This window comes from Micromonospora sp. WMMD1102, assembly GCF_029626265.1.
Lineage (GTDB): Bacteria > Actinomycetota > Actinomycetes > Mycobacteriales > Micromonosporaceae > Plantactinospora.
In genome coordinates, this window is the sequence record NZ_JARUBN010000001.1 from 1,835,371 (window position 1) to 1,855,281 (window position 19,911).

At 72.0% G+C, this 19,911-nt stretch carries 16 protein-coding genes; 3 read left to right on the forward strand and 13 right to left on the reverse strand.

Features of this window, described 5'->3' with window-relative positions; all coding sequences use genetic code 11:
• Nucleotides 1-4: 4 nt before the first annotated feature.
• From O7626_RS08350 to O7626_RS08360, 3 genes are all read right to left on the reverse strand, one after another.
• Nucleotides 5-1,453: an IS66 family transposase gene (locus tag O7626_RS08350; RefSeq protein WP_278060572.1), complete on the reverse strand. Its 1,449-nt coding sequence runs from the start codon at nt 1,451-1,453 to the stop codon at nt 5-7.
• Nucleotides 1,454-1,694: 241 nt separating this feature from the next.
• Nucleotides 1,695-1,883: a DUF397 domain-containing protein gene (locus O7626_RS08355; RefSeq protein WP_278060573.1), complete on the reverse strand. Its 189-nt coding sequence runs from the start codon at nt 1,881-1,883 to the stop codon at nt 1,695-1,697.
• 12 nt (nt 1,884-1,895) lie between these two features.
• Entirely contained in the window at nt 1,896-2,738 is an 843-nt protein-coding gene (locus tag O7626_RS08360) for a helix-turn-helix transcriptional regulator (RefSeq protein ID WP_278060574.1), read from the reverse strand.
• Between the two features lie 326 nt (nt 2,739-3,064).
• Between O7626_RS08360 and O7626_RS08365 the strand changes: the two genes are divergently transcribed.
• Together O7626_RS08365 and O7626_RS08370 are read left to right on the forward strand one after the other, a co-directional pair.
• Nucleotides 3,065-3,391: a hypothetical protein gene (locus tag O7626_RS08365; protein ID WP_278060575.1), complete on the forward strand. Its 327-nt coding sequence runs from the start codon at nt 3,065-3,067 to the stop codon at nt 3,389-3,391.
• A gap of 507 nt (nt 3,392-3,898) precedes the next feature.
• Nucleotides 3,899-5,194 (forward strand): extracellular solute-binding protein, encoded by a 1,296-nt coding sequence (locus tag O7626_RS08370; RefSeq protein ID WP_278060576.1) that lies wholly within the window; start codon nt 3,899-3,901, stop codon nt 5,192-5,194.
• Between the two features lie 153 nt (nt 5,195-5,347).
• Here the strand turns inward: O7626_RS08370 and O7626_RS08375 are convergent, their stop codons facing one another.
• Nucleotides 5,348-6,268: an IniB N-terminal domain-containing protein gene (locus tag O7626_RS08375; protein ID WP_278060577.1), complete on the reverse strand. Its 921-nt coding sequence runs from the start codon at nt 6,266-6,268 to the stop codon at nt 5,348-5,350.
• A gap of 740 nt (nt 6,269-7,008) precedes the next feature.
• Between O7626_RS08375 and O7626_RS08380 the strand changes: the two genes are divergently transcribed.
• Nucleotides 7,009-7,566 carry a DinB family protein gene (locus O7626_RS08380; protein WP_347404762.1) on the forward strand — a complete coding sequence of 186 codons (558 nt, stop codon included), beginning with the start codon at nt 7,009-7,011 and terminating at the stop codon, nt 7,564-7,566.
• A gap of 313 nt (nt 7,567-7,879) precedes the next feature.
• Here the strand turns inward: O7626_RS08380 and O7626_RS08385 are convergent, their stop codons facing one another.
• The 9 genes from O7626_RS08385 to O7626_RS08425 all read right to left on the reverse strand — a co-directional run bounded on the left by O7626_RS08385 (nt 7,880) and on the right by O7626_RS08425 (nt 19,562).
• Nucleotides 7,880-8,602 (reverse strand): hypothetical protein, encoded by a 723-nt coding sequence (locus O7626_RS08385; RefSeq protein WP_278060578.1) that lies wholly within the window; start codon nt 8,600-8,602, stop codon nt 7,880-7,882.
• Between the two features lie 56 nt (nt 8,603-8,658).
• Nucleotides 8,659-9,318, reverse strand: a complete 660-nt coding sequence (locus O7626_RS08390) for a response regulator transcription factor (RefSeq protein WP_278060579.1) — start codon at nt 9,316-9,318, stop codon at nt 8,659-8,661.
• Nucleotides 9,309-10,592 carry a histidine kinase gene (locus O7626_RS08395; RefSeq protein WP_278060580.1) on the reverse strand — a complete coding sequence of 428 codons (1,284 nt, stop codon included), beginning with the start codon at nt 10,590-10,592 and terminating at the stop codon, nt 9,309-9,311. The genes O7626_RS08390 and O7626_RS08395 overlap by 10 nt, the downstream gene beginning before the upstream one ends.
• A gap of 398 nt (nt 10,593-10,990) precedes the next feature.
• Entirely contained in the window at nt 10,991-13,180 is a 2,190-nt protein-coding gene (locus tag O7626_RS08400; protein ID WP_278060581.1) for an acyltransferase family protein, read from the reverse strand.
• 174 nt (nt 13,181-13,354) lie between these two features.
• Nucleotides 13,355-14,854 (reverse strand): rhamnulokinase family protein, encoded by a 1,500-nt coding sequence (locus O7626_RS08405; protein ID WP_278060582.1) that lies wholly within the window; start codon nt 14,852-14,854, stop codon nt 13,355-13,357.
• Complete coding sequence (locus tag O7626_RS08410) at nt 14,851-16,914, reverse strand: bifunctional aldolase/short-chain dehydrogenase (protein ID WP_278060583.1); 2,064 nt, start codon at nt 16,912-16,914, stop codon at nt 14,851-14,853. The genes O7626_RS08405 and O7626_RS08410 overlap by 4 nt, the downstream gene beginning before the upstream one ends.
• Nucleotides 16,915-16,917: 3 nt before the next feature.
• On the reverse strand, nt 16,918-18,081 hold the full coding sequence (gene rhaI / locus O7626_RS08415) for an L-rhamnose isomerase (RefSeq protein ID WP_278060584.1): 1,164 nt from the start codon (nt 18,079-18,081) through the stop codon (nt 16,918-16,920).
• A 1-nt stretch (nt 18,082) separates the two neighbouring features.
• Nucleotides 18,083-18,436: an L-rhamnose mutarotase gene (locus O7626_RS08420; protein WP_278060585.1), complete on the reverse strand. Its 354-nt coding sequence runs from the start codon at nt 18,434-18,436 to the stop codon at nt 18,083-18,085.
• Between the two features lie 88 nt (nt 18,437-18,524).
• Nucleotides 18,525-19,562 carry a substrate-binding domain-containing protein gene (locus O7626_RS08425; protein WP_278060586.1) on the reverse strand — a complete coding sequence of 346 codons (1,038 nt, stop codon included), beginning with the start codon at nt 19,560-19,562 and terminating at the stop codon, nt 18,525-18,527.
• Between the last annotated feature and the right edge of the window lie 349 nt (nt 19,563-19,911).

Consider the following 19,911-nt stretch of genomic DNA (forward strand, 5'->3'; position numbering starts at 1 on the left):
CTGATCAGGTGGTCGCTGTGGCGGTGGGTAGCCAGGGGCGGCCGGCGATGAGTTCGGTGAGGGCGTTCATGATGTTGCGGCCGTGTGCGGTGGTGGTGGCGAGGTAGGAGCGGATCAGCGCGAACTGCTGGGCTCCGTCGAGGGTGCGTAAGCTCCCGGATACTTTCTGTCGGATCTTGACCATGCGGATCTGCTGCTCGGCGGCGTTGTTGTCGAACGGGGACCGCAGGTCGACCGTGAAACGCAGGTAGTCGTCGATGCGGTCACGCATCCGGCGGCCGAGCGCGGTCAGTTTCCGGCCGGTCTTCGACTTCTCGTGCTGGTGGTCCTTGACCGCGATCAGAGCGGCCTGGCGGAACAGGCCGGTCTGCTCGGCCAGCAGGTCTGGGTTGATACCGGACGCCTTGTGGACGCGTGCGGTGTCCGCGGCGGTCTTGAGTCGTAGGATCGCGTCGGCTGCCTGCCCGGGCCATACCGCCCGCGGTGCCAGTTCGGCGGCGGCGGTCAGTTCCCGCAGCAGGTGGGCGCAGCACAGCTGGTGGGCGGCCGGGGTGTAGGTGTCGTATGGGGCCCACGCGTCGTGCACGGCGATCCCGGTGATCGAGGCCATCACCTGGCCGGCGTCGATCCCGGCCCGGCCGCGTTTCGGGTGCACCCAGACGAGGGTGTACTTGCCGGTGGTAGCCACATGCACCCAGTGCAGCTTGCCGGCGACCCGCAGCCCGGACTCGTCGACGTGCACCACGCCCGCGCTGGCCAGCGCGTCACGGACCTGATCCACGAACTCCGAATCGGTCAGAGCATCCCCGGCGCGGGCGTGAGCGGCGGCGACCGCGCCCGCCGACATCGGCACGCCGAACAAATCACTCATGGCCTGCGCCGTCCGTGCCTGCGCCCCGAACAACGCCTGCTGCAGATACACCGCCGCGGCCTGAGCCCTCGGCCCGTACTGAACCGGGGCGTCCACCCCGTCCGGAGACCGGCCGGCGGTGACGTGCCCGCACCCGCACCGGCGGGACACGATCCGATGCTCGGTCACCCGCACACCAACCTCCGGCAGGTCGAACACCTGCCGCGCGACGACCCCGGCAACCCTGGCACCAGTCAGATCCCCACCACATTCGCCACAGCCAGCAGGTTCGTGCTCCACCCACTCGTGTGGGTCATCCACCTGCCGCAACGTGCGCCCCTGATGGCCCGGCTGACCGCCGGCACGCCGACCCGACCGGGTTCGCAACGACTTCGGCGCCGGCTTGGCCAACCCGTCTGACGACGGCGGCCGCGACGAGTTCGACGAGTCCTGCCCAAGCCGGGCCCGCAGATCCGCGTTCTCGGCCCGTAACACCGCGTTCTCCCGCCGCAACCCGGCGTTGTCCCGCTCAAGCTCAAGAACCCGGGCCTCCAGCCGGGCAAGCCGCTCAAGCAGCTCCACGATGGACGGCGTTCCGGACACCCGACCATGATCCACCCAGACCAGCTCAGGTCAAGCCAACCCGCCGACGAGCACCTGATCAGTCACGTCCGGCGAAGGGTGCAGCGGCGCGCTGCTCGTAGATATGGCGGGCGATGCTCGAACCCTTCGTGGCACAGGGCCTCTTCCTCTTGCCCTGACCTTCACGGCCGCAGTCGTCGGCCGGATCAGCGTCGTGCAAATGGCCCTGCGCGGGTCCGAACCGAAGGATCGGCCCGGCATCTCAAGGCTGTCGCGGAGCTGTTCCGGCGGAGGCGACGAACGCGCGCCACGCAGCCGGGGTGAACGCCAGCACCGGGCCACCGGTGTCCTTACTGTCGCGGACCTCGGCGGTGTGGCCGGGGTACCGAGCTTCCACACACGCGCCGTTCCCACCGCTGCGGGTGCTCTTGCGCCACTGGTCGGTCAGCATGGCGCCTCTCCCTCAGGTCTGGTGCTCGGTGTCGCGGATCTTTTTGATCATCGCAGCCGAGGCGGTTGCCGACAACGCTACTGCGCGAAGGCTGGCGAAGACATCGGCACACCGTCGTACGTCTTCGCCCTCAGCGTAGAGGTCACCGGTCAAGCCCTCGATGTAGACCACTCCTGGTCCCTCGTTGAACGTCAGGATGTGGAAGCTCGACAACATCGACGCGTACGCACCTTCGCGGAACGGGATCACCTGGAGCGTGACGTTCCACAGCTTTACTTTCTCAAGCATCGCCGTGAGCTGGGCCTTCATGACCTCCGGTCCGCCGATCTGTCGGTGTAGCACCGCTTCATCGATCACCGCGACCAGAGGGAGTGCGCCATCCATGACGAGCTTCTGTCGCTGGGCTCGCGCGGCAACTCGTTCTTCCACACCGGCCGGCGTCGGGCGAGAGGCGTCCTCGGTGATGATCGCTCGGGCGTAGTCCTCGGTCTGAAGCAAGCCCGGCACAACCAGAGTTTCGAAGTTGTGGATTTCCTCCGCGGCTGACTCCAACCCGATGTACTGCCGGTACGACGGTGGAAGATCGCCGTACTTGGCCCACCACCCGCGCTGCTTGCCCGACCGGGCCATCGTCAACAACGTTTCGCGCAGCTCGGGATCCGTTACGCCGTACCGGTCGAGCAAGGCGTTCAGTGCCGGTCCCTTGATCCCGACGCGGCCCTGCTCGATTCGGCGCATCGTGCTCGCCGAGACCTCGATGATGTCGGCTGCTTGCTCGGCCGTCACGTTGGCTTCCTCGCGGACTCGCTTGATTCGCGCGCCGAGCTGGAAGCGAAGGAACGTCGGGCTGTCCATGGTGGTCATTGTGCTCCGGGTCTCGGCAGTCTGCGCCGTTCACACGCCGTAGTACATGAATGGCCTACAGTCATTGACCTGGTAAAAATGCGCGCGCAATATGGATGCCGGGTGCGGTGGTCGGGTGACTAACTCGAAGGCCCGGCCACCGTGCTCCCAGCCGACGGGAGGTCAGGCGTGTTCTTGGTCCGGTGGTACCTGAACGAGCTGCGTGAGGTCTTCAAGCGACACGGGCCGGTGCACTCGTGGCTATACGACAAGTGGATGTGCCGTTGTGGGGAAGTGTGGCCATGTCCCGTACGCCACGGCCGAGTGAAGGACTACCGGTGGCATCAGGAACCCGAGCGACGCGAGCGGCGGGGCATCTTCTTGATCTCGTCTGCTCGGCATGGGCGTTGGGTTCGGATGCGATGAACCGCGCGCCCGTACCCGGGGATGTGGTCGGGGTCGGCCCTGCCGCCAACATCCAGTTCCGGGGAGAACGCAAGCTCGTGCTGCGCGTCGTGGCGGTGGACTCCCGCCCGACGTACTACGGCTGGGCGTGGATCGCCGGCTACGTCCTTGGACGAAACGAAATCGCCACCGACAAGCGGGAAATCTATGTCCAGGTCGCCGGACTGAAGTTGTTGCGGCCTGCGGCACGGCGCATCTAACCCGTACTGCCCCTGACCCCGGTGCCACTATCACCCGGGGGCCAGTAGCTGCTGTGTACGACTCCGGGTGTTCTGTCGGCTGGGCCGGGCCGCCGGGGTCGGTGGCGGGCGCCGCGTCGGCGGCGGTTGCGCCGGGCGGCAGGGCTGCGGCCAGCACGGCTACCCGGCATGGCGTAGGTCCCGTTCGGGTAACGGTTCGGCGCGGCAGGTCTGTTCTTCGGTGTTCTCGCAGGTCCGGTCGGTCTTCGTCGCGGCGGCACCGCTTGACAAGCGACCGGCGTCACACCTAGCGTCCGGTTCTGTTGGATCGTTTCATTGCCGTACAGATCGTCTCGTTGCCGTACCGCACGACCCGTCACCGTCAACTACCGCCCCGCGACCCGGCAGGCGTCGAGCCAGGACGCGCCGCTGCCCACCCCGGCACCCCTGCGCCCGCACAGGCAAGCGGTTTCCTGCTCCGACGTCCGCACCACCGCACCGCCGGTCGCGCCTGGAAGGAGAATGTCCATGGTGCACATCCGACGGGCCCGCCGAGCCGGAAGGGCGGCGGCTCTCGCCGCGACGGCCCTGCTGGTTCTGCCACTCGCCGCCTGTGGTGGGAACGACGCCTCGGACGGCCCGGTCACCCTCGACTTCACCTGGTGGGGCAACGAAGACCGGGCAAAGGTGACCGAGCAGGCCATCGACCTGTTCGAGAAGAAGTACCCGAACATCAAGGTGAACACCTCGTTCGGTGCCTTCGACGCGTACTTCCAGAAGCTCTCCACCCAGATCGCCGGTGGCGACGCACCCGACGTGGTCCAGATGGACCGTGCCTACCTGCGGGAGTACGCCGACCGCAACGCGCTGCGCGACCTCACCGAGTACATCGAGGACGGCACCCTGAAGGTCGGCGACATCACGCCGACGCTGTTGCCGGCCGGCAAGGTGGGCGACGAGACGTACGCGGTGCCGATCGCGCAGAACACCCAGGGTGTCGTCTACGACCCGGCGCTCTGGCAGCGGGCCGGCGTGCCGGCGCCGAGCCCCGAGTGGAGCTGGGCCGACCTCCAGACGGCCGGGCAGAAGCTCAGCCGGTCCAGCGGCGGCAAGGTCGCCGGCTTCGGCGACTTCGGCTTTGCCATCGACTGGTTCGACATCTGGCTGCGCCAGCGGGACAAGGCCATCTACACCGACGACGGCAAACTCGGCTTCACCGAGGCGGAGCTGACCCAGTTCTGGACGATGACCGGCCAGATGCGGGCCGTCGGTGCGCTGGCCCCGCCGGCGCTCACCACCCAGCTCGACGGCTCGGTGCAGAACTCCTCGCTGATCAAGAAGGGCGTCACCGCCGAGGTCAACTACGACTCCGGCTTCACCGGCATGGTCAGCGCGTACGGCGCGCCGCTGGCCATCGCGCCGATGCCGAGCGACACCCCGAAGCGGGGGATGATCGCGGCGATGTCGATGGCCTACAGCGTGGCCCAGCGCAGCGAGCACCCTGAGGAGGCGACCATGCTTGTCGACTTCCTGGTCAACGACGTCGAGGCCGGCAAGGTGCTGGCGGTCTCCCGGGGCATGCCGGCCAACGCCAAGGTGCGGGACGCGATCGCGCCGAGCCTGTCCCCGAACGACAAGCTGGTCTACGAGTTCGAGCAGTCGGTCGTCGACAAGCTGCTGCCGACCCCGCCGCCGCAGCCCAAGGGCGGCGGCGCGGTGAAGGCCGAGTTCCAGCGGATCTACGACGAGGTCATCTTCGGCCGGATCCCGGCTGCCGAAGGCGCGAAGCGGGTTATCGACGAGGCCAGGGGCCAGCTCGGCTGAGCGTCGGTAACCGGCTCTCCTCGGTCGGGCGCCCACCGGACGGTGCTGCGGGCGGGGCCGACCGCCCCGCCCGAGGACGGCCGACCTGCCGACGGCGGTGCCCGGACCAGCCGCTTTCTGGTCCGGGCACCGCCGTCACTGTGCGATTACGGCTCAGAGCAGGCCGTCGGTGAGCAGGTCGGTGGTGCCGCCCAGGTCGGCGGTGCCGCCGACCAGCCCGGTCACGCTGCCCACGGTGCTCTCGACGGTGCCGGTGACGCCGACGGTCCCGGTCACGTCGGTCACGCCGCCGACGGTGTCGGTCACGCCGTCCAGGCCGACGGTGCCGAGCGTGCCGTCGACGGTCCCGGTGACCCCGCTGACCGTGCCGGTGACGCTACCCACGGTGCCGTCCAGGTCGGCGACGTTGCCGAGATCCGCGACGTTACCCAGGTCGGTGATGGTGCCCAGGTCGGCCAGGTCGGTGACGTTGGTCAGGTCCGTCACGCTGCCCAGGTCGCCGGCCCCGACCAGGCCGGTGGTGCCCGCGACCGTGGAGGTCACGGTGGTGGCGGCGAAGTCGGCGGTGCCGAGCACACCGTCGACGGTGTCGACGCCGCCCGCGGTGCCGAGCACCGTCGAGTCGAGGCTGTCGGCCAGGTCGTGCACCCCGGACAGGTCCACGCTCAGGCCGTTGTCCAGGCCCAGCACCGGCAGGGTGGAGCCGACGCCGACCTCGACGCCGTTCGGGTCCACGCTGACGGCACCCAGGCCGGCGAGGTCGACGTCGACGTCCGTGCTGTAGACACCGGCGGTGAACTGGTTGGCGACGGTCTGCACCTGGCCGACGACACTGGTCGGGCCGAGGCTGACCGAGCCGAGGCCGAGGCTCTCCACCGCGCTGAGGTCGGTCAGCCCGGCCAGCGGTACGGAGTCGACAACCAGCGGGATGACGTCCGCGACGTCGCCGGGAACCACGTCGCAGAGCCCGACGCTCTCCAGCGTGCCGGTCGGGTCGAGCTCGTAGGCCGCGCGCAGGTCCACGTCGGTCAGCAGGTTGACCACGAACTCGTGCAGGGTCTGGGTCGTTTCCACGGCGGGAGCCGACTCGGTGGCGGGGGCCGGGGCGGGGGCCGGAGCCGGGGCGGGGGTCTCCACGGTCGGTGCCGATTCCACGGTGACGATCTCCTCAGAGTTGGGCGGGATGATCTGGGCATGTCGTTCCAGATCTGGCGTCGACCGTACGGGCCTGCCGAGGTACCGGACATCGGGGACGACACCCCGTTCTCGCCCCAACCGGTTGGGTGTGCGAACCCCTGCCGGGTTAGGGGCATAGGGGGTGCCGACGGGTGCTGACCCGGGGCTGCGGCTCGGGTGCCGGGCCGGTGCGCCCGGCCCGACCGACGGAACGGCCCAGCTCAGCCCAGCGCGGCCCGCCCAGCTCAGCCGATCGCGGCCGGCCCGGTTCCGAGCGGGCGGGTGCGCTCCGGTGCGGGGGCTGGACCGGGCACGTGCCCGGTCCAGCCGGCCGGCAGTACGCCGACTTCGGGGCGTGCACCAGCAGCACCCGGGCACGGAACCGGTACAGTGCCGCCCCGACCGACTCCGCGACGGAGGTCGCCGCGTCGGGCGGATCGACCGGGGTGAACCGCGGCCGGGCGGTCCGATCGCGCCGATCCGGTCCACCCGGAACGTACGCCAGCCGTCCCGGTCGGCGTCCCGGGCGACCAGATACCAGCGGCGCGGTGTGCACCAGCCGGTGCGGCTCGACCCGCTGGCCTGCCGTGCCGTCCCGGCCGGTGTACCAGTCCGCAATCGGGGCTAGCCTGCCAGACATGGACATCGACTGGACCGGACAACTCTTGGACCAGCTGGACTGGCACTGGCAACACCAGCTGCGACCCCGGCTCGACGGGCTGACCGACGCCGAGTACCACTGGGAGCCGACCGGCGGCGGCTGGGGCGTACGACCGCGCGACGAGGTCGACCCAACCAGCGCGCACGGCGCCGGCCGGTACGTCGTCGAGTACGCGGTGCCCGCGCCGGTGCCGCCACCGGTCACCACCATCGCCTGGCGGCTGGGACACCTCGTGGTCGGAGTGTTCGGGCAGCGCAGCGCGGCGCACTTCGGAGCACCGCCGGTCGACTACGACAGCTTCGAGTTCGCGGGCACCGCCGACGCGGCGCTGCACCAACTCGACACGGCGTACGCGACCTGGCGGGACGGCGTACGCGGGCTCGGCGCGGCGGGGCTGGCCCGGCCGTGCGGCCCGGCCGAGGGGCCGTACGCCGACTACCCGCTGGCCGCCCTGGTGCTGCACATCAACCGCGAGACCATCCACCACGGCGCGGAGATCAGTCTGCTCCGTGACCTCTACCGGGCCCGGCGGTGACGGCGATGGCGTACGAGTTCCAGGTGACCCAGGACAGCGCCGACCCGCACGTGTGGAAACGGCTACCGCCACGGAATCTCCGGCGCCGGGGTGAGCGGCGCCTCGAGATCCCGGCTCGGCGCACCCGGTCCCGACGGCAACGGCCGTCGACGGCCGCCGTCGAGTGCGGTCGGGCATACATCGGTGCCGATAGCGAGATGGGATCAGGACGGCGGCTGCAGGTCAAACGGCGTCCACATGGGTCAGTTCTGCGGCTACGGCGGCCAGCTCGGCCTCCCACCTGAGGGATGCCCGGATCATGGGGAAGGGAGGGCTACGGGGTGATCGCAGGGAACGGGGCGTCGTGGTTGAGGGAGTTGATCAGGGTGAGGATCGCCTGGGGGCCGCCGTTCGCGTCCACGTACCGGCTGACCCTGCACGCCGCCTTGGCGTACACCTGCTCGTCGCTCCTCGCGGCCCGCAACCACTCGTCGAGCGTCTCCGGCAGGGCCTCGTCAGAGGCGAGCCGGCACCGGTCCCCGCCGGTGTGCGGCAGCAGGTACCGCTCGTCGCCAGCGATCAGCACCGCCAGGCCCTCGTCGAACCACTGGGGCACGTGTCCGGCGTCGAGGCGCTGATGCAGCTCGACGTGCGACATCTCGTGCGCCGCGATCACCGCATCGAGGCCGCGCGGAGACAGCATGACCGCGCGGTTCAGCACGGCGACGCCGCGTTCCCCGCCGCCGCCGATTTGGGAGTAGCACGCGGCGGTGTCGCAGGCAAGTACCGTCGGCGAGCTGGCGCGGCCGCCGTAGAAGCCGGCGACTCGGGCGTTCGCCTCGGTGTACAGCGCCACGATCTGCTGTCGCCGGGCTTCGGACAGGCCCCGTTCGGCGTACAGCCCGTCGCGCAGCGGGATGAGGCCGTAGCAGCGGGGGCAGGTCGTCGCGGCGACGGACGGGTACGCGTACGCGAGCGCACCGGTGGTCGCTGCTAGCACCGCGACCAGCACGCCCGCCACCCACACGGCGACCCGCCGCCGTCGTGTCAGCTTCATCGGCACAGCCTCGCCGGGACGGTCACGGCGGTGAAGCGTGCCAGCCCGACCCGCCGCTACGTGCCAGCACGCAGTCCGAGGAAGGTGAGCACGGCGAGCACCCGCCGGTGGCCGTCCGGGCTCGCCGGCAACCCGATCTTGTCGAAGAGGCTGGCGATGTGCTTCTCGACGGTGCGTTCACTGATCCCAAGTCGCTGACCGACGGCCTGGTTGGAGCGGCCCTGCGCCATCAGCCCGAGGACGTCGCGCTCACGTCCGGTGAGGCCGTCGAGCGCCCCGGGCCGCCGCGCGGCGCGACCGACGAGGAGTGCGACGACCTCCGGGTCAGTCACCGTGCCTCCGCGCGCGACCTGGTCGAGGGCCGCGGTGAGCTCCGCCACGTCGGCCACACGGTCTTTCAGCAGGTACCCGAGTCCGCGCGACCCGTCGGAGAACAGGTCGAGGGCGTACGTCACCCGCACGTGCTGGGACAGCACCAGCACGCCGGTACCGGGGTGGTCGGTCCGGATCCGCCGCGCGGCGCGCAGACCCTCGTCGGTGTACGAGGGCGGCATCCGGATGTCGACGATGGCCACGTCGGGCCGCGCCGCCTCGACCTGGGCCAGCAGGGTCGGTTCGTCGCCGGCTGCGCCCACCACGTCGATGCCGGCCTCCACGAGCAGCCGCTGCAGCCCTTCGCGCAGCAGGGCGGCGTCGTCAGCCACGATCACCCGCACGGCAGCTCCGCACGCACCGTCGTGCCGCCGGCCGGCCCACCGCGTACCGTCAGAGAGCCACCCGCGCCCTCGACCCGCTCGGTGAGCCCGCGCAGGCCGCTGCCACCGGCGATGTACGCGCCTCCGACGCCGTCATCCATGATCTCGATCATCACCCGGCCACGCCGCTCCGCCATCCGGACGCGCACAGCGGTTGCACGCGCGTGCTTCGCCACGTTCGCGAGCGCCTCCGCCACGACATAGTACGCGGCCAGCTCGACCGCCTCCGGCAGCCGCCCATCGCGCGCGTGCCACTCGACATCCACCGGTACCGGCGAAGCCCATGCCAGCTCCGCGACGCCCGCGCGGAGGCCACGCTCGACGAGCACGCCGGGGTGAATACCCTGGCTCAGGCGGCGCAGCTCGTCCAGCGCGGTGGCCAGGCCCGTCCGGGCCTCGGCCAACGCGGCGCTCGCCGCCGCCGGGTCGCCGGACAGTCGCGACTGCGCCACACCCAGCGCGAACGCGACCGACACCAGGCGCTGCTGCGCGCCGTCGTGCAGATTCCGCTCGACGCGGCGCCGCTCGGCGGCGCCGAACCGCGCGGCAAGGCCGTCCAACTGGTCGCTGGCCAGGAAACCGAACGGCACGGCCGAGAACGCGGCCGAGAACACCACCCATAGCGCCAGCGCCAGGTCGGGCGCCAGCCAGCCGCTGGTGAGGTTTCCGACCAGCGCGGCGCAGGCCACCAGCGCGGCGCACCAGACGACGATCGCGGGCCGTGGAGCGCTCTTGCGGGTGCGCCGTACCAGCACCGCCATCACGATGACGGCCAGCACGACTCCCACGGCGGCTTCGACGTCAAACCAGATCGTGGCTCCCGTCGTGGTCGCCGCGAGATGCAGGCCGACCGCGTCGACGTAGCCGGCCACGGCCAGTGCACGCGTCCCCGTCGCTCCGAGCCGGCCGGTGGGGAAGGCCAACAGCAGATGCACGAACACGGCCGCGTACGCGTTACGCAGCGGCGCTGCGGCCGCCTCCAACACCGGCAAGTGCGTCCAGTCCAACAGGTGGACGAACCAGGCCAGGCCGACCGCCACCATGAGCACACCCACGGCCCGCCACCGGGGACGCCGCCACGCCACCAGGCCGGCGAGGCCGAACGACCAACCCACGACCGGAGTAAGCACGACGTGCAACACGCTCAGGCCGCCGCCGCGACCGAGCACGACGACCGTCAGTGCCGTTCCGAGAACGGCGACAGCGATCCCCGCCGCGAACCAGGCCCTCCCCATCGTGACCCAGGGTACGGTGGCCATCAGGTGTGGCCGGCGTCGTGTTGGAGGCGTACGGCAAGCCCACCAGGGCCGGAGGGTCGCGTCTGCCTCCGCGTTCCGGGTCGCGTCTGCTCCCGCGTTCCGGAGAGCCGTAGACGGTGAAGAACCGGATGCACCTCGACGTCCGCACCGGGTCCGACGACCTCACGCCGGTGGTCGAGGCACTGGTGGCCCGGAGTGCGACGTTCCTGCACCACGGCCGGCAGGGCCGCACGGCTGGGCGACCCTCGCCGACCCGGAGGGCAACGAGCTCTGCGTCTCCCGCTGAGACGTCAAGTCGCCGGGCGGGTTGGCGGGCGGGAACGACCAGGGGAGTGGTGATCAGGCGGCGGGGCGACGAGCAGGCGGAGCGGCGGTCAGGGCGAGCTCGACGCGACGATCCGGTCGAGGGCGGTGCGCAGCCGGGGCGCGAGCGTCGCCGCGTAGGTGGCGGTGAGGTGCTGGTTGTCCCGATAGACAAGTACCCCGCCGATGACCGGGGCGCAGCGTGTGGCGGGGCAGACCGCCCCGGTCAGGTCGATCAGGCCGACCTCGGGGAGTTCGTCCAGCGCCGCGAGCTGCGCCTCCCCGGCGCTGGCCGACAACGCGGGCCGCCGCTGCGGCGCGCACCGGGTCAACCTGTCCGGGTTCGCCGCCACGCACCTCGGGTTGTCGGCGGGGAGCATCGGGGTGTCCCGGAGCACCACCGTGAGCACCCGGGCCGAGGCCAGCTCCGACCAGGTCCGGCGCATGGCCCTGACCAGCGCGTCGTGGGCGGACTGACCGGTCAGAGCCCGGCCGTCGACCCACGGCCGGTACCGGGAACTGGTGGTGAGCAGCAGCTGCGGCCGTTCCGGACCGGTGAGGGTGGCGTGCACGTTGTGGTACCACCCGGCACAGGCGTTCCGCTGCGCCTCGCTCCTGGTCGATACCTCCAGTCGGAGGAAGGGACAGTTTGCCTTCAGGTAGGTGACCAGCCGCCAGCGTTTCGCCGCCGCGACCGCCTGGAGCGCCGGTACCCAGTCGGCCGCGTGGGTGTCCCCGACCAGCGCGACGGTGAACGAGGAGGTCCGGTCGCCGTACAGGCAGGCCCGGGCCTCGGCGCTGGTCGCCGGTGGGAAGCAGCCGTGCGGGTACGCGTCGGGCAGGTCGGCCCGGGCCTCGGCCGGCTTCGGGTCGATCGACGGTACCCGGTCGACCGGCACGCCGGCCCGGCTGGTCGCCGGCGATCGGCCCAGCGCGGCGGCACCCGAGGAGGCCGACGGTGCCGGTGCGGGTAGCACCGCCCCGGATGCTGCCCCGGGCGGCTGGGCGGGCGGCCAGACGGTGAGCTGGAACAGCAGCCCGGCGACCACTCCGACGGCCGGCAGCAGCGTGCCGATCCGTAGCACCTGCCCCGGCGGCCAGTGGTTCGGCACGCCGGTCCGGGCCGGGATCTCGACGTACCGGTGGGTCAGGACGGCGAGCAGTACCGCCCCGCCGAGTACCCCGACTTCGGCCACCGGACGCAGCTCGCCGAACCGGGCGTGCGCGGCGACCAGCAGCGGCCAGTACCAGAGGTAGAGCGGATGGCTGACCGCGCCCGCCGCGCGCAACGGCGCGGCTCCGAGCAGCCGGCCCAGCGCGCCCGGCCGCACCGTTGCCGGCCTGCCGGCCGGCCCGCTGCCGCCGGCGGTGGCCGGGCCGCCGGTAGCGCCGCCGGCGATGATCGCGGCCGTGCCGAGCACCGGGAGCAGGGCGAGGAAGCCGGGGAACTCCGGTCCGGGCCGCAGGGTGAGGACGGCGGCCAGCACGGCGGCCAGTCCGGCCCAGCCGAGCGGGGCGCCGAGCCACCGGGGAAGTCCGGCGAGCCGCGTGCCGAGCAGGGCGAGCGCGGCCCCGACGGCCGGCTCCCAGAACCGGGTGGTGGTGACCAGGAAGGCGCGTCCGGGTTCGGCGGTGGTGTACCAGACCGACCAGGCGAACGAGCCGACCCCGAGCAGGCCGGCGACGAGCAGCAGCGGACCGCTGTCCAGCGGCCGTCGGCGGCGTATCGCCAGGGCTGTCACGCCGGCCACCAGCAGTGCCCAGACCAGCACGAACTGTGCGGCGACCCCGACCGCCCAGAGGTGGGCCAGCAGGCTGCTGTCCGCGTCCGGGACCGTCGCCTGGGCGTCCTGCGCGGCGAGTCGCCAGTTCAGCAGCTGGCCAGCACCGACCAGCACGTCCCAACCGGCCGCCGACCAGCGTTCCCGGGGCAGGCAGGCGAGCGCCAGCGGCAGCGACGCGGCGAGCACCAGGGTGCCGGCCGGCAGTGCGTGCCGGACCCGCCGGGCGAGGAAGCCGACCAGGTCGACCCGGCCGATCCGCCGCCGGTCGCCGAGCAGCGCGGCGGTGACCAGGAAACCGGAGACCACGAGGAAGACGTCGACGCCGACGAAGCCACCCGGGACGATGCCGATCCCGGTGGTACCGAGCAGCAGGGAGCCGACCGCCAGGGCGCGCAGCCCGGCGAGGTCCGCCCGCTGCCCGGACGGGCGGACGGCAGCCGTCCCGGACAGTGGCCGTGGCCGTGGCCGCGTCTTCATCTGTCTACCTCCGGCCGATCGTCCGTCCAGTTAGTCCCCTTCTTAACAGATAAACACCGAGATAGACGTGTTTTGTCCTTCATGAATGTCCTTCGACGTCCCCGCCGCACCGGCGCCGACGGCCAGGGACCGCGGGCGACGGCCAAGGACCGCCGAGGACCACCGGCGGAGAAACTAGCCGTCGGCCAGGCCGGCCCGCTCCGCCGCCGCCCGCCAGGCGGCCTCGCCACCGACACGCGGCCGGTAGGACCGGGTCGATCCGGTACGCCGCAGCAGCGCCCGCAGCTCCGCCAGCCCGCCGTCGAGTACGCCCAGCGCCCGGGCCTGCACCAGCGCGTTGCCCAGTGCGGTCGCCTCCACCGGCCCGGCCACCACCGGCAGCCCACAGGCGTCGGCGGTGAGCTGGCAGAGCAGTTCGTTACGGGCACCGCCGCCGACGACGTGCACCACCTCGACATCCCGGCCGGACAGCCGCTGCGCCTGGCGTACCGCGACCCGGTGGGCGAGGGCGAGACTGTCCAGGATGCACCGGGTCACCGCCGCCGGCCCGTCCGGTACCGGCTCGGCACGCCGCGCGCACACCCGGGCGATCCGGGCCGGCATGTCGCCCGGCGGCAGGAACTCCGGGTCGTCCGGGTCGACCACGGCGGCCAGCGAGGGCTGCCGGGCGGCGGCGGCGAGCAGCCCGGTCAGGTCGTCGGCCACCCCCTGCGCCCGCCACACCCGCAGCGACTCCTGGAGCAGCCAGAGCCCCATCACGTTGCGCAGGTAGCGGACCGTGTCGTCCACCCCGGCCTCGTTGCTGAAGTTGGCCGCCCGGCTCTCCTCGGTCAGCACCGGGGCCGGCAGCTCGACGCCGACCAGCGACCAGGTGCCACAGGAGACGTAAGCGAACCTTTCGGGCCCGGCGGGTACCGCGACGACCGCCGAGGCGGTGTCGTGCGAGCCGACCGCGGTCACCGGTACCGGCCGGTCGGTGCCGACCGCCTCCCGTACCGCCGGCCGCAGCCCACCGACCCGGTCACCCGGCCGGCGCAGCGGCCCGAACAGCCGGGCCGGCAGCTTCGCCCGGCTGATCAGGTCGGCCGACCATTCCCGGGTACGCACGTCCAGCAGTTGCGTCGTCGAGGCGTTCGTCACCTCGCTGCCGATCTCCCCGGTCAGCCAGTAGCCGAGCAGGTCCGGCACGAGCAGCAGCGCCCGCGCCCGGTCCAGCGCCGGGGTGCCCAGCTCGGCGGTGAGCTGGAAGAGCGTGTTGAACGGCAGCAGTTGCAGCCCGGTCGTCCGGTAGAGATAGTCGGCGCCGAGCGCGGCTACCACCGACTCCGGCACCCCGTCGGTGCGCCGGTCCCGGTAGTGCACCGGGTTGCCGACGAGCGCCCCGGTCGCGTCGAGCAGGCCGTAGTCCACCGCCCAGGAGTCGATGCCGACGCTGGCCAGGTCGGGCCGGCGGTGCAGGGCGGCCCGCAGCCCGGCCAGCGTCTCGGCGTGCAGCCGCAGCACGTCCCAGTGCAGGGTGTCGAGCAACCGGACCGGCCCGTTGTCGAACCGGTGCACCTCGGTGAGCGTCACCCCGTCCCGGGCGACCTCGGCGAGCATCACCCGGCCGCTCGCCGCCCCGAGGTCGACCGCCGCGACGGCGGTCGAGCGGGTCGGGGAGGTCGGGGCGGTCATCGGAGGAAGGCCGCGGCCACACCGGAGTCGACAGGTACGTGCAGTCCGGTGGTGTGCGACAACTCGCCGCCGGTCAGCGCGAAGACCGCGTTCGCGACGTGCTCCGGCAGCACCTCCCGCTTCAGCAGGGTACGCCGGGCGTAGTACGCGCCGAGTTCCTCCTCCGGCACCCCGTACACGGCGGCGCGCTGGGCTCCCCAGCCGCTGGCGAAGATCCCGGAGCCGCGTACCACGCCGTCCGGGTTGACCCCGTTGACCCGGATGCCGTGCTCGCCGAGTTCGGCGGCGAGCAGGCGTACCTGGTGTGCCTGGTCGGCCTTTGCCGCGCTGTACGCGATGTTGTTCGGGCCGGCGAACACCGAGTTCTTGCTGGCGACGTAGACCAGGTCCCCGCCGAGGCCCTGGGCCAGCATCAGCCGGGCGGCGGCCCGGGAGACCAGGAAGGAGCCCCTGGCCATCACGTCGTGCTGGACGTCCCAGTCCGCCTCGGTGGTCTCCAGCAGCGACTTCGAGATGGAGAGCCCGGCGTTGTTCACCACCAGGTCGACCCCGCCGAACGCGAGCGCCGCCTCGGCGAACGCCGCCTCGATCCCGGCCGCCTCCGTCACGTCCACCGAGACCGCGACCGCCCGGTCGGCGCTGCCGATCCCGTCGGCCACCGACGCGGCACCCTGGACGTTCCGGTCGGCCACCACCACGCAGGCGCCCTCGTCGGCGAGTCGCCGGGCGATCGCGGCGCCGATCCCGGAGCCGCCGCCGGTGACCAGCGCGACCCGGCCGGCGAGTGTCTTCGGCTTCGGCATCCGGCGCAGCTTCGCCTCTTCGAGCTGCCAGTACTCGATCCGGAACTTCTCCGCCTCGTCGATCGGGGCGTACGTCGAGACCGCCTCCGCGCCGCGCATCACCTCGATCGCGTTGCGGTAGTACTCGGCGGCCACCCGGGCGGTCTGCCTGTCCCGGCCGAAGCTGAACATCCCGACCCCGGGCACCAGCACGATCGCCGGGTCGGCGCCCCGGATCGGCGGCGAGTCCGGCCCGGCGTAGCGCTGGTAGTAGGCCCGGTAGTCCTGCCGGTATTCCTCGTGCAGCTCGCGCAGCCGGTCCAGTACGTCCGGCAGCGGCGCGTCCGGCGGCAGGTCCAGCACCAGCGGCCGGACCTTGGTCCGCAGGAAGTGGTCCGGGCAGGAGGTGCCGAGCGCGGCCAGCCTCGGATGCTCGGTGCGGGCCAGGAAGTCCAGCACGTCGGCGTCGTCGGTGAAGTGTCCGACCTGGAACCGCCCCTGCCGCCGGCTGTCCGTGCTGGCCAGCCCGCGCAGCGTCGGGGCCATCGCGGCGGCCCGGTCCCGCCGCTGTTCCGCCGGCAGCGGCCGGTACCCGTCGAGCACCGGGCCGAACGGCTGCGGCCGGCCGTGTTCGGCCAGGAACCGGGTGGCGGTTTCGATGATCTCCAGCGACCGGGCCTCGCACTCGGCGCTGGTGGCACCCCAGGCGGTGATCCCGTGCCCGCCGAGGATCACGCCGATCGCCTGCGGGTTGTCCCGGGCGATGGCGGCGATGTCCAGGCCGAGCTGGAAGCCGGGCCGGCGCCACGGCACCCAGAGCACCCGGTCGCCGAAGCAGCGGCGGGTCAGCTCGGGTCCGTCGGCGGCGGTGGCCAGCGCGATCCCGGCGTCCGGGTGCAGGTGGTCGACGTGTGCCGCGTCGACCAGGCCGTGCATCGCGGTGTCGATCGACGGCGCCGCGCCGCCCCGGCCGTGCAGGCAGTAGTCGAAGGCGGCGACCATCTCGTCCTCCCGGTGCACCCCGGGGTAGACGTCGACGAGCGAGCGCAGCCGGTCCAGCCGGAGCACCGCCAGACCCGCCTCGGTGAGCGTGCCGACGTCCCCGCCGGAGCCCTTGACCCAGAGCAGCTCGACCGGGCCGCCGGTGACCGGGTCGGTGCCGGTCGCCTTCGCCGAGGTGTTGCCGCCGCCGTAGTTGGTGTTGCGCCGGTCGGCGCCGAGCCGGTGCCCGCGCTCCAGCAGCGCGGCGACCTCCGGGTGGGTCTGTCCGGTGCGCACGCCTCAGGCCCCCCAGCCCGCCTGCTGCCCGCCGACCCGCTCGGCGGCGATCCGCTGGGCGTAACCGGAGCGGGCGTACGCGGCCATCGGGTCCGGGTCGAGGCCCAGCTCATCGCGCACGCTGGCCAGCAGCGGCCGTACGTCGGTGGCGTAGGCGTCCATCAGCAGCCCGTTGGCACCGAGCACGTCCCCGGCGGCCTGCGCGGCGGCCAGGGCCTCGGCGTCGACGAGCAGCGCCTTGGCGGTCGCCTCCTGCACGTTCATCACCGAGCGGATCTGCGCCGGGATCTTCGGCTCGATGTTGTGGCACTGGTCGAGCATGAAGTTGACCCCGGAGCCGGCGCGCAGCGCGTCGGCCCGGACGATCTCGTGCATGATCCGGAAGAGCTGGAACGGGTCGGCGGCACCGACCATCAGGTCGTCGTCGGCGTAGAACCGGGAGTTGAAGTCGAAGGCGCCGAGCTTCCCCTCGCGGAGCAGGAAGGCGACGATGAACTCGATGTTGGTGCCGGGGGCGTGGTGGCCGGTGTCGATGACCACCTGGGCGCGCTCACCCAGCCTGCGGCAGTGCGCGTACGCGGTGCCCCAGTCCGGTACGTCGGTCAGATAGAACGCCGGCTCGAAGAACTTGTACTCCAGCAGCATCCGCTGGTCGGGGCCGAGTCGGGCGTAGGTGGCGGCCAGTGCCTCGGCGAGCCGGTCCTGCCGGGCCCGGATGTCGTCCTGCCCGGGATAGTTGGTGCCGTCGGCGAACCACAGCTTCAGGTCCCGTGAGCCGGTGGCGTCCATGATGTCGACGCACTCCAGCAGGTGGCCGAGGGCCTTGCGCCGAATCCGCGGGTCGGGGTTGGTGACGCTGCCCAGCCGGTAGTCGTCGTCCTGGAAGACGTTCGCGTTGATGGTGCCGATCCGCACCCCCCGCTCGGCCGCGTAGGACGCCAGCTTGCCGAAGTCGTCGACCCGGTCCCAGGGGATGTGCAGGGAGACCACCGGGGCGATTCCGGTGAAGGCGTGCACCTGTGCCGCGTCGGCGATCTTCTCTTCGGGGTTGCGCGGCACCCCGGGCTGGGCGAACACCTTGAACCGGGTGCCCGAGTTCCCGTACGCCCAGGAGGGCACCTCGATCCGTTGCGCCCGCAGCGCCGCCCGGACGTCGGTCTCGGTCATGTCAGGCATCCGTGTCGTCGAGTGCGGCGAGTTGCGCGTCCAGGTTGAAGATCTCGTCGAGGACCACGAAACCCTCGTCGGGGCGGCGGTCGGAAAGACCGACGAAGAAGGGGGCCATCTCGGCCTGCCACCGGGCGTTGACGTCGGTGGCCTCCATCGCGGCGAGCGAGGCGGCCAGGTCCTCGGTGCGGAAGTGCCCGACCAGCAGTCCGTCGTCGTGCAGGAAGAGGGAGTAGTCGTGCCACCCGGCCGCTTGCAGCGCCCGGAGCATCCCGGGCCAGACGGCCGCGTGCCGTTCACGGTATTCGGCAAGCCGGTCAGGCCGGACCCGGAGGACGAAGCACACGCGCCGCATCGGCGGGCCTCCCAACATATGAACCGTTTCAACAACTCGCAGACAACATACGAGCGCCCTCACCGAACTGTCAAGAAACCGCCAACGGTCAGCCGGGAGCACGGGAATACCGGCTGGATTCCCGGACGACGAGTTCCGGTTCGAAGACCACCTGTTTGTGCTCGTGGTTCGCCGGATCGTTCGCCTCGTCCAGCATCAACTGCGCCGCCGTCTGCCCGAGTCGCTGCCGCGGCTGGCGTACCGAGGAGAGCGGCACCGCAGCCGCGGCGGCGAAGTCGATGTCGTCGTAGCCCACCAGCGCAATGTCCTCCGGCACCCGCACCTGCTGCCGGGTAAGTTCCTGGAGTACGCCGAGTGCGAGCAGGTCGTTGGCGCAGAAGACCGCGGTGGCCCGGGTGGACCGGGGCAGCCCGAGAATCCTGGACGCGGCGTCGCGGCCGGCCGCCACGGTCGGGCTCGGCGTGTCGAACCGGCGCAGGGTCTCCTCCTCGGCCAGCCCCGCCTCGCGCAGTGCGTGCCCGGCACCGTGGTAGCGGTCCCGCACCTGCGCCAACCGCCACGGGCCGCCGACGAAGGCGATCCGCCGGTGCCCGGCCTCGACCAGGTGCCGCATCGCGAGTTCCCCGCCGAGCCGGTCGTCGACCGCCACCGAGCAGACGTCCGGCCGGGTGGAGCGCCGGTCCAGCAGGACAACGAGTACGCCCCGGTCCCGGAGCCGGACCAGCCGTTCGTTGGCGTCGTCGACCGGGGTGATCAGTACCCCCTGGACCCGCTGCTCCTCCAGCAGGTCCAGGTATCTGCTCTCCTTGGCCGGATCGCCGTCGCTGTTGCAGAAGATCACCGCCATCCCGGCCGCACCGGTGGCGTCCTCCACCCCCTTGGCGACATCGGTGAAGAACGGGTTCGCCACGTCCAGCACCACCAGGCCCAGAGTGCGTCCCCGGCCCCGGCGCAACTGCCGGGCGGCGTCGTTCGGGACGAACCCCAGCTCGCTGATCGCGGCGAGCACCCGGTTGCGGGTCGACGCCGCCACGATGTCCGGCCGGTTGAGCACGTTGGAGACCGTGCCCACCGACACCCCCGCCTGGCTGGCCACGTCGCGGATGCTCACCGCTGGTCCCGGCACCGCCGTCTCCTCCCGCAGCCCGGTCCGTCGGGCTGAAACGTGTCAAGGTTAACCTGGCGGTTTGCGCCTGCCGGTACGCCCGGACCTCGACCCGGCGCGCCGACCCACCGGCCCGGCCACCTGCGGCGACCGCCGGCAAGGAGCCGGCAGCACCGCGGGGCGGGCCGCCGACTGGCGAGGATCCGCGTGCGACCGACAGTAACCCTCCGGCGCACCACGCCGGGCGCACCTCGCCGCCCGGCTGCGCGGTCCGGTTCGGCTGTGCGGTCCGGCGTGCGGGTCCGGTCCGGCTGTGCGGTCCGGCTGTGCGGTCCGGTCCGGCCACGCCCGCTGCCAGCAGATCTCTCGA